Annotated in this window: 9 protein-coding genes and 2 pseudogenes; 6 read left to right on the forward strand and 5 right to left on the reverse strand. The window is 62.9% G+C overall.

Annotated elements, in window-relative coordinates:
• The first annotated feature begins 15 nt into the window (after nucleotides 1-15).
• Together AC6CH2_RS14195 and AC6CH2_RS14200 are read left to right on the forward strand one after the other, a co-directional pair.
• The gene (locus AC6CH2_RS14195) at nucleotides 16-1,194 is read left to right on the forward strand and encodes a PilT/PilU family type 4a pilus ATPase (RefSeq protein WP_051884544.1); all 1,179 of its coding nucleotides are present in this window, start codon (nucleotides 16-18) and stop codon (nucleotides 1,192-1,194) included.
• A 224-nt stretch (nucleotides 1,195-1,418) separates the two neighbouring features.
• Nucleotides 1,419-5,807, forward strand: coding sequence for an RHS repeat-associated core domain-containing protein (locus AC6CH2_RS14200; RefSeq protein WP_498269784.1), 4,389 nt, complete (start codon nucleotides 1,419-1,421; stop codon nucleotides 5,805-5,807).
• A gap of 910 nt (nucleotides 5,808-6,717) precedes the next feature.
• Here AC6CH2_RS14200 and AC6CH2_RS14205 read toward each other — a convergent pair.
• Together AC6CH2_RS14205 and AC6CH2_RS14210 are read right to left on the reverse strand one after the other, a co-directional pair.
• Nucleotides 6,718-8,514, reverse strand: a complete 1,797-nt coding sequence (locus tag AC6CH2_RS14205; protein WP_498269785.1) for a DUF4153 domain-containing protein — start codon at nucleotides 8,512-8,514, stop codon at nucleotides 6,718-6,720.
• Nucleotides 8,515-8,807: 293 nt separating this feature from the next.
• Nucleotides 8,808-9,374 (reverse strand): annotated as a pseudogene (locus tag AC6CH2_RS14210) (DNA-3-methyladenine glycosylase I); the annotation flags it as partial.
• A 224-nt stretch (nucleotides 9,375-9,598) separates the two neighbouring features.
• On the opposite strand from AC6CH2_RS14210, the gene AC6CH2_RS14215 reads away from it, so the two are divergent.
• From AC6CH2_RS14215 to AC6CH2_RS14230, 4 genes and pseudogenes are all read left to right on the forward strand, one after another.
• Nucleotides 9,599-10,165 (forward strand): YqgE/AlgH family protein, encoded by a 567-nt coding sequence (locus tag AC6CH2_RS14215; RefSeq protein WP_435394347.1) that lies wholly within the window; start codon nucleotides 9,599-9,601, stop codon nucleotides 10,163-10,165.
• 5 nt (nucleotides 10,166-10,170) lie between these two features.
• Nucleotides 10,171-10,656, forward strand: coding sequence for a Holliday junction resolvase RuvX (gene ruvX / locus AC6CH2_RS14220; protein ID WP_435394348.1), 486 nt, complete (start codon nucleotides 10,171-10,173; stop codon nucleotides 10,654-10,656).
• Nucleotides 10,653-11,588 carry an aspartate carbamoyltransferase catalytic subunit gene (locus AC6CH2_RS14225; RefSeq protein WP_498269786.1) on the forward strand — a complete coding sequence of 312 codons (936 nt, stop codon included), beginning with the start codon at nucleotides 10,653-10,655 and terminating at the stop codon, nucleotides 11,586-11,588. Before ruvX ends, AC6CH2_RS14225 begins: the two co-directional genes overlap by 4 nt.
• Before the next feature lie 47 nt (nucleotides 11,589-11,635).
• Nucleotides 11,636-11,846 (forward strand): annotated as a pseudogene (locus AC6CH2_RS14230) (alkylphosphonate utilization protein); the annotation flags it as partial.
• Nucleotides 11,847-12,113: 267 nt separating this feature from the next.
• On the opposite strand, the gene AC6CH2_RS14235 reads toward AC6CH2_RS14230, so the two are convergent.
• From AC6CH2_RS14235 to mgtE, 3 genes are all read right to left on the reverse strand, one after another.
• Entirely contained in the window at nucleotides 12,114-12,836 is a 723-nt protein-coding gene (locus AC6CH2_RS14235) for a carboxylesterase family protein (protein ID WP_498269787.1), read from the reverse strand.
• Between the two features lie 210 nt (nucleotides 12,837-13,046).
• A complete protein-coding gene (locus AC6CH2_RS14240) occupies nucleotides 13,047-13,739 on the reverse strand; it encodes a hypothetical protein (RefSeq protein WP_435394351.1) in 693 nt (230 codons plus the stop codon).
• Between the two features lie 137 nt (nucleotides 13,740-13,876).
• A complete protein-coding gene (gene mgtE / locus AC6CH2_RS14245; protein WP_435394352.1) occupies nucleotides 13,877-15,238 on the reverse strand; it encodes a magnesium transporter in 1,362 nt (453 codons plus the stop codon).
• Between the last annotated feature and the right edge of the window lie 44 nt (nucleotides 15,239-15,282).

The following is a 15,282-nucleotide window of genomic DNA, read 5'->3' on the forward strand; positions in this document are numbered from 1 at the left end:
CGAGGAGGTAGCCCCATGAACAACCCAGCCAATCCCAATCCGGCCGGCCCGGCCAGTCCCGCCACCGGCGCCATCGACTTCACTTCCTTCCTCAAGCTGATGGCGCACCAGCGCGCCTCGGACTTGTTCATCACCTCCGGCATGCCGCCGTCGATGAAGGTCCACGGCAAGATCAGCCCGATCACCCAGAACCCGCTGACGCCGCAGCAGAGCCGCGATCTCGTGCTCAACGTGATGAGCCCGCAGCAGCGCGAAGAGTTCGAAAAGACCCACGAGTGCAACTTCGCCATCGGCGTGACCGGCGTCGGCCGCTTCCGCGTGAGCTGCTTCTACCAGCGCAACCAGGTCGGCATGGTCCTGCGCCGCATCGAGACCAAGATCCCGACCGTCGAAGAGCTGAACCTGCCGCCGATCATCAAGACGCTGGCGATGACCAAGCGCGGCATCATCATCTTCGTCGGCGCGACCGGCACCGGCAAGTCGACCTCGCTCGCGGCGATGATCGGCTACCGCAACCAGAACTCGACCGGCCACATCATCACCATCGAAGACCCGATCGAATTCGTCCACCGCCACGAAGGCTGCATCATCACCCAGCGCGAAGTCGGCATCGACACCGACAGCTGGGAGAACGCGCTCAAGAACACCCTGCGCCAGGCGCCGGACGTGATCATGATCGGCGAGGTGCGCACCCGCGAAGGCATGGACCACGCCATCGCCTTCGCCGAAACCGGCCACCTGGTGCTGTGCACCTTGCACGCCAACAACGCCAACCAGGCGATGGACCGCATCATCAACTTCTTCCCCGAGGACCGCCGCGACCAGTTGTTGATGGACTTGTCGCTGAACCTCAAGGGCGTGGTCGCGCAGCAGCTGATCCCGACCCCGGACGGCAAGGGCCGCCGCGTCGCCATGGAAATCCTGTTGGGCACCCCGCTGGCCCAGGACTACATCCGCGACGGCGAGATCCACAAGCTCAAGGAGCTGATGAAGGAATCCGTGCAGCTCGGCATGAAGACCTTCGACCAGGCCTTGTTCGAGCTCTACCAGGCCGGCGAGATCGGTTACGAAGACGCCCTGCGCTACGCCGACTCGCAAAACGAAGTGCGCCTGCGCATCAAGCTCGCCCAGGGCGGCGACGCGCGCACTCTGTCGCAAGGCATGGATGGTGTAGAAGTGGCCGAAGTGCGGTAAGCATCGGCGCATCGTCAGAAATGAAGAACCCGGCTTCGGCCGGGTTTTTTGTTGATTGTGTTTAGGTGCTTTATGCCTTGGTGTCCATATCAATCGTGTGCCATAAGCTGCATTGGAGATGGCCGTACGAAGAATAAAGCGCCTCAGCTTGTAATGGTTTTTCAAGGTTGCCCGTTATAAAGTGACGCGACAACACGTGTCGATAACAAGCCTAGGATCTGGATATGCATGACTCTATACGCCATCGGATGGTTAGTCTGGTCGCAATATTCCTTGGGCTTGCGATACTGTGCTTTTCTGATTTCGCATCTGCGAATACTTGCGATATCAGTGCGAAGTTGTTGTCTCCAACTTCCGCACGAGTCGATGGCAAATGCCCGACGTTGGAGGCGGCCCGTCTGGCGTGTCAGGCGTTTGCGAGCCGATTTAATCAAGGTGGCTGCCTCGGAGGTAGTTCGGGCGGCACTCAGTACTATACCGGTGGGAATTTCCGCAGTAATGAAAAGAATGCGCAAGGTGCTTACATTTGGTACTACGGCGGGTTTCATACTCCCGTAGTGAGTGAAACGAAGCCAAGCGATAATGCGGGGCCTCCCCCGTGTCCTGATCAGTGCTTCGGTGATCCGGTAAATGCTGGCACGGGCAATAAGTTCGAGACACGTACTGAGTATCGAGGAGAGGGTGTTTTCCCGCTTGGCTTTGCCTGGACCTATAACAGCTTCAGTGCGGCCAATGTGTTGCGCGTCGAAGCGACGACACTAGGTCGAAATCGTACGCATAGTTACTCTGCCTCCTTGATGCATTTCCGTACGGTCGATCTGGCCTACTTGGCGCGACCTGATGGGAAAGTGCTGCGTTTCGCCAGCGCTAACGGGGTTTGGATTGCCGATCTGCATAGCGCCGGACGATTGACACAGCTCAACGAGTCCGGTTCGATCAGTGGCTGGCAGTTCGATGACGAAAGCGGCGGCCGCGAAATCTTCGATGCTCAGGGCCGATTGATCAAAGTTCTGGATCGCTTCGGGTTCGCTCAGAGTCTGACGTACGCGGGTACTGCCGGACAACTGCAACGTATTACCGACCACAATGGTCGCTCTATCGAATTCATTTACAACACCTCTAAGCTGATTAGCAGGTTGAATCTTCCGGATGGCGGTTACGTCGCGTTTGCTTACACGTCGGGCAAGGACCTTTCGCGGGTCGAGTATGCGGACGGCAGTTATGTGCAGTACTTGTACGACGAGTCCGGTTTGGTATCCAGCGGAACCGCCGTTGGTTCGTTGACTGGGGTGGTTGACGAGGCTCAAGGTAGATATTCGTCTACGACTTACGATGCAAAATCAAGAGCCATTTCAACTTATCTTGCCGGTGGCGTTGATCTGTACGTAGCTAATTATGCTGCGACCGGCGACATAGTTACGCAGGCTTCGATCTCTTTGCCAAGCGGCGCTACCCGCTCGATGAACTTCACCGTTCTTAACGGAGTTGCCGTTCCGAACGGTCAGAGCACGACATGCCAGGATTGTGTGTCCGAATCGAAGCAGTATTCGTATGATGCGAATGGTCGTCCCGATGTGGTCACCTCCGGGGGCGCCCAAAACGACTACGACTACGACGCGAACGGACGTTTACTGGGTAAGGTCGAAGCGACAAGCGATACGGCGGGTTTTCGCCGCGCCACGCAGACGGATTGGCATCCGCAGTTTTTTGCGCCTTCGGAACGACGCGTGCTTAATGCCGCAGGGACGATTGTGCATAAGCAAGCTTGGTCATATAACTCGCGTGGGCAGGCGCTCACTGATGCTCAGATCGATCCAGCAGGGCAGTTGCTGGATCGGGTCGCAAAAACGGCCTACTGCGAGCAGGTCAATATTGATGCGGGAACTTGTCCTCTGATCGGGCTCGTGACGTCGACCGACGGTCCTCGTTCCGATGTGATCGATACGACCTCACGCGTCTACTACGCTGCTGATGATGCAAGTTGTGCAGTGACACCATCTACTTGCAGCTATCGAAAGGGCGATCTTCGCAAGATCGTCAATGCATTGGGGCAGACGGTCGTCGAATACCTCCAATACGACGGCGTTGGGCGAGTTAAATCATCCAAGGACGCGAACGGTGTCGTGACCGACCTGGAATACACCCCGCGCGGTTGGTTGGCGGCGCGCAAGGTGCGCGGCGCCAATAACAGTTCGGAAACCGACGATGCGATCACCCGCATGGAGTACGACCTGATCGGCCAGGTCAAGAAAGTCATCCAGCCCGACGGCATGTTCTTGCGCTACGAATACGACGCGGCGCATCGCCTGACCGACATCTACGACAACGCCGGCAACCGCATCCACTACACGCTCGACAGCGCCGGCAACCGGACCAAGGAAGACACGAACGACAGCGGTGGCGCCCTGATGCGCACCTTGTCGCGCGTCTATAACCAATTGGGGCAACTCAAGACGGCTAAGACCGCGCAGGATCACGCCACCGGCTTCAGCTACGACGCCAACGGCAACGGCGACATCACCACCGATGCGCTCGGCCGCAAGACCGACAATGACTACGACCCGCTCAACCGTCTGACCAAGACTCTGCAGGACGTCGGCGGCATCAATGCCAAGATCGAATACAAGTACGACGCGCTCGACCGGCTGACCCAGGTCACCGACCCCAAGGGCTTGAATACCACCTACAGCTACAACGGCTTGGGCGATCAGGTACAACTGTCGAGTCCGGACACGGGCGTCACGAACTTCAGCTACAACGCAGCTGGCCAGGTGGCGACCAAACAGGACGCCAATGATGCCGTCCCGCACACCTACACCTACGACGCATTGGGCCGCCCGAAGACAGTGTCCTACGGCAGCGGAAGCGCTGATGTCGAATACGACTACGACACCGTCAACTCAGTTTGTGCCGCCGGAGAAACCTTCGCAGTCGGCCGCGTGACCGCGATGCGTACCGAAGGCACGGAGCTGAAGTACTGCTACGACCGCTTCGGCCAGGTCGTACGCAAAGTGCAGTCGGTCGACAGCCAGAGCTTCACCTTGCGTTACGCCTACACACTGGCTGGGCACCTGCAAGCTCTGACGTATCCAGATGGAGCGGTCGCCGATTACGTCCGCGACAACCAGGGGCGGGTCAGCGAGATTGGCGTGACGCCGGTAGGCGGCGTGCGCAGCGTGTTGCTTAACAATGCGACTTATAAGCCCTTCGGTCCGGTGGCTGGGTGGACTTATGGCAATGGTCGCAGCCTGCAGCGGACCTTCGACCAGGATTACCGTCAGAAGTCGATCTTTGATGCCGCCAGTGGTGGTTTGTCACTGTCCTACAGCTACAACGAAGTCGGGGAGCTGACCGAACTCATGGACGGTCTTCAGAGTGCATCCCTTGCTAAGTACGATTACGACATGCTCGGCCGGCTGAAAATTACCCGCGATGGTCCGACCGGTACCCCGATAGAAACATACGGCTACGACGCCACGGGTAATCGCACCAGCTTGCTACATGCCGGCGCCACTACGAGCTACAGCTATCCGTCCGATAGCCATCGCTTAAGCAATGTCGGCAATATCAGTCGGGGCTATGATGCGGTCGGTAATACTATCTCGATCGGCGGAGCGACGAAAGAGCTCGTCTACAACGCCAACGACCGCCTGAGCCAGGTCAAGCATGCCGGTATGCTCAAGACCAGCTACCGGTACAACGCCAAGGGCGAGCGAGTCTCGCGGGCCGACAACGCGACCGGCGCGACCACCGGCTATATGCTGTACGACGAAGCCGGCCATTGGCTAGGCGACTACGATGCTAGCGGTGTTGTTACGCAACAAGTAGTTTGGCTGGATGAGGCGCCGGTCGGTCTGTTGGCTGGTGCTGATGTAGTGCAGAAACTGCATTACATTCAAACGGATCACTTGGCTACTCCGCGTACGGTGATCGACGCTGTTCGGAATGTCGTGATCTGGAGCTGGGATGCGAAGAGTGAGGTGTTTGGCAACAATCCGCCAAATCAGGATCCAGATCTGGATGGTGCGTTATTTGTGCTTGATATGAGATTCCCAGGTCAAATATATGACCGATTTACTGATTCTAATTACAATTATTTTAGAGATTATGATTCTCGATCTGGGAGGTATCTGACGGGTGACCCCAAGGGGTTGTACGGCGATATCGCACTCTATAGCTATTCTGTTAACAGGCCTACAAGCTATTCTGACCCCGATGGACAGGAACCGATTCTAGTTGGCTGTGATGGCGGTAACGGGATAACTTTGTGTGATGGAAATAATGGATTCGAGATGCGTGTTTGTAATAAGGGGTGTTCAAAGGAATGTACGCGTGTTCATGAAGAAAAGCACAAAGAGTTATTTCTTACTCGTGCGCCAGGGCGTTGCCGGGGTAAAAAGCGAGGCGATAATCCTACTCTTTCTTCGGATATGAAGAGCCCGTACCAGTGGTATAGGTTTGAATGCGCTGCTATTTCGGCTGGGAAAAAGTGCGCGGAAAATTTCAAAGGTACTAGGTGTCTTGATTCGTCATGCCGGTACGATATTGAAGAATATATCAGGGGTGCTAATTACTATCGCGGGAGATACCAATGCGATTCGCGTGGGTGGTAGCTAGCTGCTTTCTATGTTCTTGTTGCGTGGAAAAAAATGACACGTATGTTGCTCCTGTTGCTCCTGTTGCTCCTTTGGCGCCTGGCTGCGTTCTAATGCAAGGTGAAGAAGGTTCTGAAATGGAGAGGGGTGCTGCAGACTTCTTCATTTTGGAGGTCGGGTTAAAAGTTGATATCATCGACATAGGCCCCGTTTCTGTTTGCCAGGAACGATATGTTGTGCCCATTGAGGCTCGTACACCTTCGAAAGTACGAAGGACGTGGTTTGTGGAAATCGAAAGGGGGGCTTTGCATAGGAAAAGCTTGCTCCGTCCGGAGTGATTGCTCTGATTTGCGATTAATGAATAGCTAGGGTGAAATTTATTAAGAAATCATCCTTGGTGTGATTGGTGTGCGTTCCTATGCTGTTTCCTGCGTCGGTGCCGCATCGCTGATTTTGGTCTTGCCCTGTTTTACATGGGCAGAGAAGAGGGGCGAGGCACATGGAGACGCTCGGGTCTGAGGATATGAGTCGCCAGCTCCTTCAACTTGCACAAAGGCGGCACATATATGTCGTCAGAGAACTGCGATATTTGCTTTAGCAGCGAACAGGTACGTACTTGGCGAAGAGGAGGGGTGTCTGGTGTTGAGTGAGTGCCGGGGCTCGATTAGGCACATTTTCGTGAAAGTGAAATATCAGGCTGCAATGGCTTGGTCCGGGCAAAGAGAGTGTCCGAGCTGAGCAAGCTGTTTCCGATCGATATTTATTTGAGATGACGCTATGAGTGTGCGCAGGGAGCAATGAAGCGGTGTCGTTCGGGCTGGCTTGGTACCATTACGAATGGGAACAAGCTGAGCCGTCCCACCACCGCGAAGCTTGGTCGCGGCTTACGCTGCTCCTACAAGGAAGCGGCGATCAGGCGCAGTTGGGGTTACTCAGGTTTCGCAGTAGCAGTCGGCGCAGTCGCCTTTGCCCGCTCCACGCGCTCAAGCTCCAGCCGAATTACCTCGCCACCCTCGCCGAATTGATAATCGGCCCAGCGGCGGGGCACCGGGCGGATGTCGCCTTTGCGCAGGGCCGGTTGGATCGCTTCGAAACGGTCGCCGAGGTAGCTGCTGCCGATCTTGACCCAGGCGCCGTCGTCGAGGGCGTAGACGAAACAGCTGGCGCCGTACTGGTGGGTGCTGCACAGCAGGTAGTCGTTGCGGCCGTCGCGGTCCAGGTCGGGGGTAAACAGCAGGCATTCGGCCTGTTCGTCGAGGCAGTCGGGCGTGGACAGCTTTCTGTCGAGCACGTTCTGCAACCAGGCCGGGTCGGGTGCGTCGGCGCCGGGTGCGGGTTTGATGTGCCGGCTCATTGCGGCCAGGCTGCTCGGTGTTTTGCCGTAGCGGTTGGCGTTGTAGCCCCACGGGTGTTGGAGTGCGATCACGCGTTCGAGCTCGGCTTTCTCCGCGGCCGTGGCGAACTTCGGGTCCCGGCGTAGGGCCAGCAACGCCTCGTAGCCGCGGCGGCCGCTGTGGAAGCGCAGGTGCTTGAGGTCGAAGTCTTCCGCGGCGATGCGGCCGTCGTGCAGGCGCGCGAGTTGGTCGCCGACGCTGAGCCGGTGCGGGTCGAGCAGCCAGGAGTTGGCGGCGATGGCGATCGCCATTGCCGCCAACGAGACGACGATGTTGACCCGCATCAGCGGCTGCAGCCAACCCATGCGCGGGCGCAATGCGGCCCAGGCGTAGCCGAAGGCATACCCGCTCAGCAGCAGCGAGGCGGCCAGGGCCCAGAAGCGGTCGCCGGTCCAGCCATGCTGGGCGATGCGCAGGCCCAGGGCGTACAGGCCGAGGGCGGCATAGATCGGCAGGCTCAGCAGGGCGGCCTCGACGATGCGCCGCAGCCACGCTGGGTAGGGCGGTTCGCCCTGGCCGTCTTGGTAGACCGCGTTGACGAACAGCACCAGCACCGCGATCAGGCTCATCAGGATCATGCTCGCCGAGCGCGTGCGCCACAGGGCTTCGAGCCCGGTGAACGGCAGGCTGGCGACGAACAGCACCGCGATCAGCGACAGCAAAGGCAACAGGCCCTTGAAGATCGCGAACAGGATCTGGCGCGCGACCTGCACCGGCCGCTGTTGGGTGCGGCCGACCAGGATGCCGAGGCTGGCCATGGTGCCGGTGGCGAGAAAGACGAAGCGCGGATCGGCGAACAGTTCGCCGAAGAACTCGATGCCGATCAATTCGAACAAGACTGCGCACAGCGCGAGCACGCTCCAGCTGATGCCGACGAACACGCCGGTCAGGATCAAAGTCAGGGCGTTCTGCCAGCCGTACTCGAACAGATCCGGGTACGGCGCGCTCCAGCGCCGGTGTTGGATCCGGCATTGCAGGTAGGGCAGGGCGATGAACGTGGCGAGCGCCAGGCTGACGCCGAACGGCCACAGCACCGCGCCGGCCTTGATGTCGGGTGCACCGGTGGCGCTCCAGCCGGCCCACCCGGCCAGGGCGGCGCAGATCGCGGCCAAGCCGAGGCTGTGTTCCCAAAAGCGGCGGTCGCGCAAGGCCTGCACCGACAGGATCATCGCGCTCGGCACCGACAGCACCATCGCATACCAGCCGATCTGCGCGCCGTGGCCCTCGAAGCCGTGGCCGCTGCGGGCCAAGTACAGCAACAGGCCTTGCAGCAGGGCGATGGCGACGATGAAGACGCGCGTGGAACGGGGCAGTGCGGGGGGCGTGCTCATGGTCGGTCCTTGATCGGGGGCCGCGGTCCTTACGGCAATGCCGGCCCGGCCGAAGGCGGGCGCGGCGTTGCCGTCGGCGGCGTTCGGTTTCAGCCGTTACGGCGCGGCTTACGCGCGGGTGCTTTGCTCGCGGCCTTGTTCGCGGCGGTGTTTTTCGTGGCCGGTTTCGCTGCCGGTTTTTTCGCCACGCGCTTTTTCGCGACCGTTCTTGCCGCCGGCTGTTTCGTGGCGGCCTGTTTCGCGGCGGTTTTTTTCGCAGCGGGCTTGGGCACCGCCTTGGACGCCGCCGGCGCCGTATCGGCCTGAGCCTGGGCTTGCCGCCAATACGGGCCCTGCTGCTCGATGCGCCGGTAGGCCGGGCAATCTTCGCGATGCGCCCCGGGCAGGTAGCCCAGGCTCATCAGGAATTCGTTGGTGATCTCGCCCCCGGTGAAGCGGAAGGTCTGCTTGAACAGCTTGATCCATGCGGCCTTGTCGCGCGGGCGGCCGTCCAGCAGCAGGTGGGCGTCCAGCCATTCGGCGAAGCCGCCGTGGCTGGCGCGCAGCCCCTGAATCACCTGGGCGTTGTGAATCGCGGCGTCGACCTTGAGCCGGTTGCGGATGATGCCGGCGTCTTCGAGCAGGCGCAGGCGCTCGCTCTCGCCGTACCCGGCGACGGTGTCGACGTCGAATCCGTCGTACGCACGGCGGAAGCCCTCGCGCTTGCGCAGGATCGTTTCCCAGCTCAGGCCGGCCTGGTTGATCTCCAGGATCAGGCGCTCGAACAGCTCGGCTTCGTCGCGCCGCGCATAGCCGTATTCGTGATCGTGATAGTCGCCGTGGACCGGATGGCCCGGCGCGATGTCGCAATAGCCCGACATGGGAACCTCGTGGGACGCGGACCTGGATTGTGGTGCCCGGGCCCAGGGGAATCCAGAGGCGGGGGCGTGGTCGATAGGCCGGTCGCGCGCCCAGACGCAAGCCGGAACGCAAGCTGGACGCAAGCCGGGACAGGTCCCGGATTCGGGACGCAGGCCCGCCGGCGGCAGCCGCGGACCGGAGGTTATCGAGTCCGATTTCACGCTGGGGCGGTTAGAATGGGGCCATGTCCGTGATGCCCACACCCCTCGCCAATCAGGTCCTGATCGCGCTGTCCGCGCTGGCCGATACCAATTTCTCGCGCAGCGTGGCGCTGATCTGCCAGCACGACGACGACGGTGCGATGGGCATCGTGGTGAACCGCCCGTCCGAATACACGCTCGGCGAAGTATTCGGGCAGATGGGCGTGGACGGCGGCGACGAGTCGCTGCGTTCGCAGGTCGTGCTGGCCGGCGGCCCGGTCCATCCGGAACGCGGGTTCGTGCTGCACGACGGCGGCACCCGCTGGGACTCGACCCTGGTGATCGGCAACGACCTGTTCCTGACCACCTCGCGCGACATCCTCGAGGCGATGGCCAAGGGCGAAGGCCCGGACAACGCCATCGTCGCCCTGGGCTGCGCCGGCTGGGGTTCGGGCCAGCTCGAACACGAGATCACCGAGAACGACTGGCTGACTGCGCCGGCCGACGCCGAGCTGCTGTTCGAGCTGCCGCTGGACGCGCGTTGGCAGGCGGCGGCGGGGCGCATCGGCGTCGATTTCGCCCACCTGGCCGACTACGCCGGTCACGCATGAGTTCGGTGGCGAGCAAGCCCCCCAGCATCCGTCGGGACGGTACCGTGCTCGGGTTCGACGTGGGTTCGCGCCGCATCGGCGTGGCCGTCGGCAGCGCCTTCGGCTACGGCGCACGCGCGCTGGCGGTCATCGACGTGCACGGCGCCGGCCCCGATTGGGGCACGATCGACCGCCTGCATAAGGAATGGCGACCCGACGGTTTCATCGTCGGCGACCCGATGACCCTGGACGGCGGCGATCAGCCCGCGCGTACCCGCGCTCTCGATTTCGCCCGGCAACTGCGCGTGCGCTACAAGCTACCGGTAGTGCTGGTCGACGAGCGCTCCAGCTCGATCGAGGCCGCGCACCGTTTCGCCGCCGATCGCGCCGAAGGCCGCAAACGCCGCCGCGATGCCGAGGCGCTCGATGCGGTGGCCGCGGCGGTGATCGTCGAGCGCTGGCTGGCTTCACCCGACGACGCAACCGATATCGACGAGCTTCCGCACATATGAATGCCCCTGTTTCCGCCGTCGCCGGCTCGCGCCATCTGCTGAGCCTGGCCGACGCCTCGCGCGACACGCTGGAAGCCCTGCTGATCCGCGCCCAAGCCTTCGCCGAGGGCCATTACGACCGCCGCGCGCTCGACGGCATCGCGGTCTGCACCCTGTTTTTCGAACCCTCCACCCGCACCCGCCTGAGCTTCCAGCTCGCCGCGCAGCAATTGGGCGCGCATGTGTTGAATTTCGACGCCTCGACCTCGTCGACCAGCAAGGGCGAGACCGCGCTCGACACCCTCAAGAACATCGAGGCGATGGGCGTGCGCGGTTTCATCGTCCGCCATCGCGAAGACGGCGCCGTCGCCGCGCTCGCCGCACAGGCGCGCGAAGGCACCTGCCTGGTCAACGCCGGCGACGGCCGCAGCGCGCACCCGACCCAGGGCCTGCTCGACATGCTCAGCCTGCGCCAAGCCAAGGGCCGCGACTTCTCGCGCCTGCGGGTGGCGCTGATCGGCGACGTCAAGCATTCGCGCGTCGCGCGCTCGGATTTGCAGGCCCTGCGCACGCTCGGCGCCGGCGAGATCCGCGTCTGCGGCCCGGTGTCGCTGCTGCCCGACGACGGCACCCTCGACGGCTGCACCGTGACTCAGGACTTCGACGCCGCACTCGACGGCGTCGATGCGGTGATGATGCTGCGCCTGCAGCGCGAGCGCATGGAAGAGGGACTGGTCAGTTCCCTGCAGGACTACCACCGCGATTACGGTTTGACCTCGGCGCGCCTCAAGCGCGCGGCGGCCGATGCGGTGGTGATGCACCCGGGGCCGATGAACCGCGGCGTCGAGATCACCGACGAAGTCGCCGACGGCCCGCAATCGCTGATCCTGACCCAGGTCGCCAACGGCGTCGCCGTGCGCATGGCGGTGCTCGAGGCCCTGCTCAGGGGCTGAACCTTCGCCGTGCCCTTCGGTGCGGCCGCTTACCGGATACCGACATGATCGTGAAAGACAGCAACGGCACCCCGCTCGCCGATGGCGACTCGGTGCTGCTGATCAAGGATTTGAAAGTGAAGGGCACCTCGGTGACCCTCAAGCGCGGCACCTTGTGCAAGAACATCCGCCTGACTGACGAGGAGGGCGAGATCGAGTGCAACGTCGACAAGGTCAAGGGGCTGGTGCCTGAAGACCGAGTTCCTGAAGAAGGCTTGAGCGGGGTTGCCGGGTAGAGGCTGCGGCTAGGGTAGGTACAACAGCAACAGCGCCCTCCCAAAAGGGGGCTCGGGCGATTTCGCCGTGTTCCGAAGACAAGAATCTTCGAGCCGGCTGCGTCGTGATCGCCGGCCGGGCCCACGACGTACCGAGACGCTTCCGAATCGTATCGCGAAGAACCCAGTCGCTTTAAAACCCTCCCGAATGATTCCCCTATTCGGGAGGGGTGGGGATTGGCTCTCCCCGCACCCATCCGCGCGTCCACCCTCAACGCCGCTGCGCGAACAGCCACGGCCATAGCTCGGCGGTCGCATAGGCCGGGTCCCAGGCGTTGTGGCCGGTGTCCGGAAATTCGGTGTAGCGCACGTCGGCGCCGGCGCGCTTCAGGGCATCGACCATCTGGCGCGAGTTCTCCACCGAGACCACGTCGTCCTTCGCGCCATGGAAGACCCAGAACGGAATGCCGCGCAGTTTGCGTGCGGCTTCGTCGTGGCTGGATACGCCGCCGAGGGCCTTGCGGCGGGCGACGAACTGCGCTTCGGGCGGGTCGAAGCCGCCGCAGATCGGCACCACCGCGGCGAAGCGCTCGGGCTGCATCAGGGCGAGTTCGAAACTCGCGTAGCCGCCCAGCGACAAGCCGGTCAGCAACACCCGCTGTGGGTCGCCGCCGAACTCGGCCTGCACCGCATCGAGGATCGCGAAAGCGGTATCGCCGAAGCGTTCGAGGTCGGCCTCGTCGGAATGAATCTGCGGGAACACGACGATCGCCGGGAATTCGTCGAGACGCGAACGGACCACCGGCCCGAGCCCGACCTCGACCTGCTTGCGGTTGTCGTTGCCGCGTTCGCCCGAGCCGTGCAGGAACATGATCAGCGCGGGGCGCTCGCCGCCGGCGCGGCGCGAAGGCAGGAACACCTGGTAACGATGGACGATGCCGTCGCGCTCGAGTTGGCGCGAAACGAACTGGCCGTGCGTTCTCGGGTCGGACATGGAGGCGGTATCGGGTCGGGTCGACGAAGGGGCGCAAGCGGCGCCGAACAGCAGCGAGCCGCCCAGCAATAACGCGACGGCGAGACGAAGCGGGCGGCCAGTCGGCATCGGCATTCTCCGGAGCGGTTGCCCGCATCATCGGCCGCGTCCGGCAGCGGTTCAAGCGCGACGCGCTACCGGCGTCGCAGTATCGACTTCGTACGGTCCACTTCAGCCCAGCGCGGCCAGGCGCTGCCGCAGCAGGGCCGACGCCTCGAGGATCGACACGGCACTGAGGCGGTACTTGCGCTTGGGCGCGCCCTGTTCGGTCCAGGCGAAGCGCCGCCACAGCACCAGCGGCACACCGATCTCGGCGCCGCCGCCGCGCAGCCGGCGCAGCAGGGTCTCGGTATAGGCATACAGCGCCAGGGCTTCGCGGAACGAGGCATCGCGCATCAGCCGGTCGACCTCGCCGTCTTCGAGCAGGCGGTCGTGCTCCAGCGCCAGTTCGTCGAGGCTGTGGCGCATCTGCCGGTCGGCACGACGGCGGTCGCCGCTGGAGATCGTGCGCGCCTTCAGCGAGGCGTTGTGGATGTACCAACTGCACATCTCGCAGAAGCAATGCGCATCCGGCGAGTACAGGCGCTGGCCCGGATCGCGGACCAAGCGCTGGCCGCCGTCGAGATACGTCGTGAACAAACGGCAGAACGCGGCGAGGTGTTCGCGCGGCGGACGCGCCGCCGGCGGCAGATCGGCGTAATGGCGTTCGATCCAGGCCGCGGCGGCCTGGGCGTCGTGGGCATAGGCATGGGCGGCGTCGAAGCCGATGAAGCCGCGCCGGATTCCTTCGGCCATCCACTTCAGCAGGGCGTAGCTGCGCGCCTGCAGGTCCACGGCCTGTTCGATGTCTGCTTCCTGCAACATGCGGCGATCTTAGCCGGCGGCTGCGGCGGCGCCGTCGCCGCTCGTCCGGGTACGAACGGTCGCGCTCGGTGCCTGACAAGGACTGGCAATCAGGACTCGGGGATCAGCGCTGGCGAATCGGCGCTGGCGAATCAGGACTAGCGAATCAAAATCAGCGTCGCCAGGCCGAGGAAGCTCAGAAAGCCCATCACGTCGGTGAGGGTGGTCAGCATCACGCCGCCGGCGAGGGCCGGGTCGAAGCCGAGCCGCTTGAGCGTGATCGGCACCAGCACGCCGCCCGCGGCGGCGGTCAGCAGGTTGATGGTCAGGGCGGCGCCGATCACCAGCGACAGGCCGGGCTGGCGGAACCAGGCCAGTACGATCAGGCCCAGGCCCACGCCGAGCACGAGGCCGTTGATCAGCGCGACCATCAATTCCTTGCGCAGCAGCACGCCGACGTTGGAGGCGCCGATCTGGCCGAGGGCCAGACCGCGGATCATCAACGCGAGCACCTGGGTGCCGGCGTTGCCGCCCATGCCGGCGACGATCGGCATCAGCGCCGCCAGGGCGACCAGCTTGGCGATGCTGTCCTCGAACTGGCCGACCACGCTGGCGGCGAGGAAGGCCGTGCACAGATTGATCGACAGCCAGATCAGGCGGCGCCGGAACGCGCGCCGCACCGGGCTGAACAAGTCTTCGTCCTCGTCCAGGCCGGCCGCGCTCAAGGCCTGGTGTTCGGCCTGTTCGCGGATGATGTCGACCACGTCGTCGATGGTGATGCGGCCGAGCAGGATGTTGTTGTCGTCGACGACCGGGGCGCTGATCCAGTCGTGGTCGGAGAATTGGCGGGCGACTTCGGCGGCGGTCTCGCCGACGTCGATCGCCGGCTGTTCGTCGTCGATCAGCTTGTTGATCGCGGTGCCGGGCTCGTGGGTGAGCAGGGCGGCCAGGGCGATGCGGCCGAGGTATTGATGACGGCGGCTGACCACGTACAGGTGATCGGTGTGTTCGGGCAATTCGCCGCGCAGGCGCAGGTAGCGCAGCACCACGTCGATGGTGGTGTCGGCGCGCACCGTCACCACGTCCGGGTTCATCAGGCGGCCGGCGGTATCTTCCGGATACGACAGGACCTGTTCGAGCCGCTCGCGGTTCTCGCGGTCCATCGACTTGAGCACTTCGTCGATGACGGTGTCGGGCAGGTCTTCGACCAGGTCGGCGAGGTCGTCGATGTCGAGGTCTTCGACCGCGGCGACGATCTCGTCGGTGTCCATGTCCGCGAGCAGGCTTTCGCGCACTTCCTCGCCGACGTGGACCAGCACCTCGCCGTCGTCTTCCGGGTCGACCAGGCCCCATACCACCACGCGCTTGCCCGGAGGCAGCGACTCGAGCAGGTTGCCGATCTCGGCCGGGGACAGGGTGTTGACCAGGCGCCGCACCGGCCCCAGACGACCGCTGTCGAGTGCGTCGGAAAGCAGGCGCAGCTGACGTGCGGTTTTGTCGTGGCGGACGGCTTCGGCCATACGGTACTTCCTGGCGGGTGACGGACGCGGCCACGAAGCCGGCG

Source organism: Lysobacter sp. GQ73, from assembly GCF_059758755.1.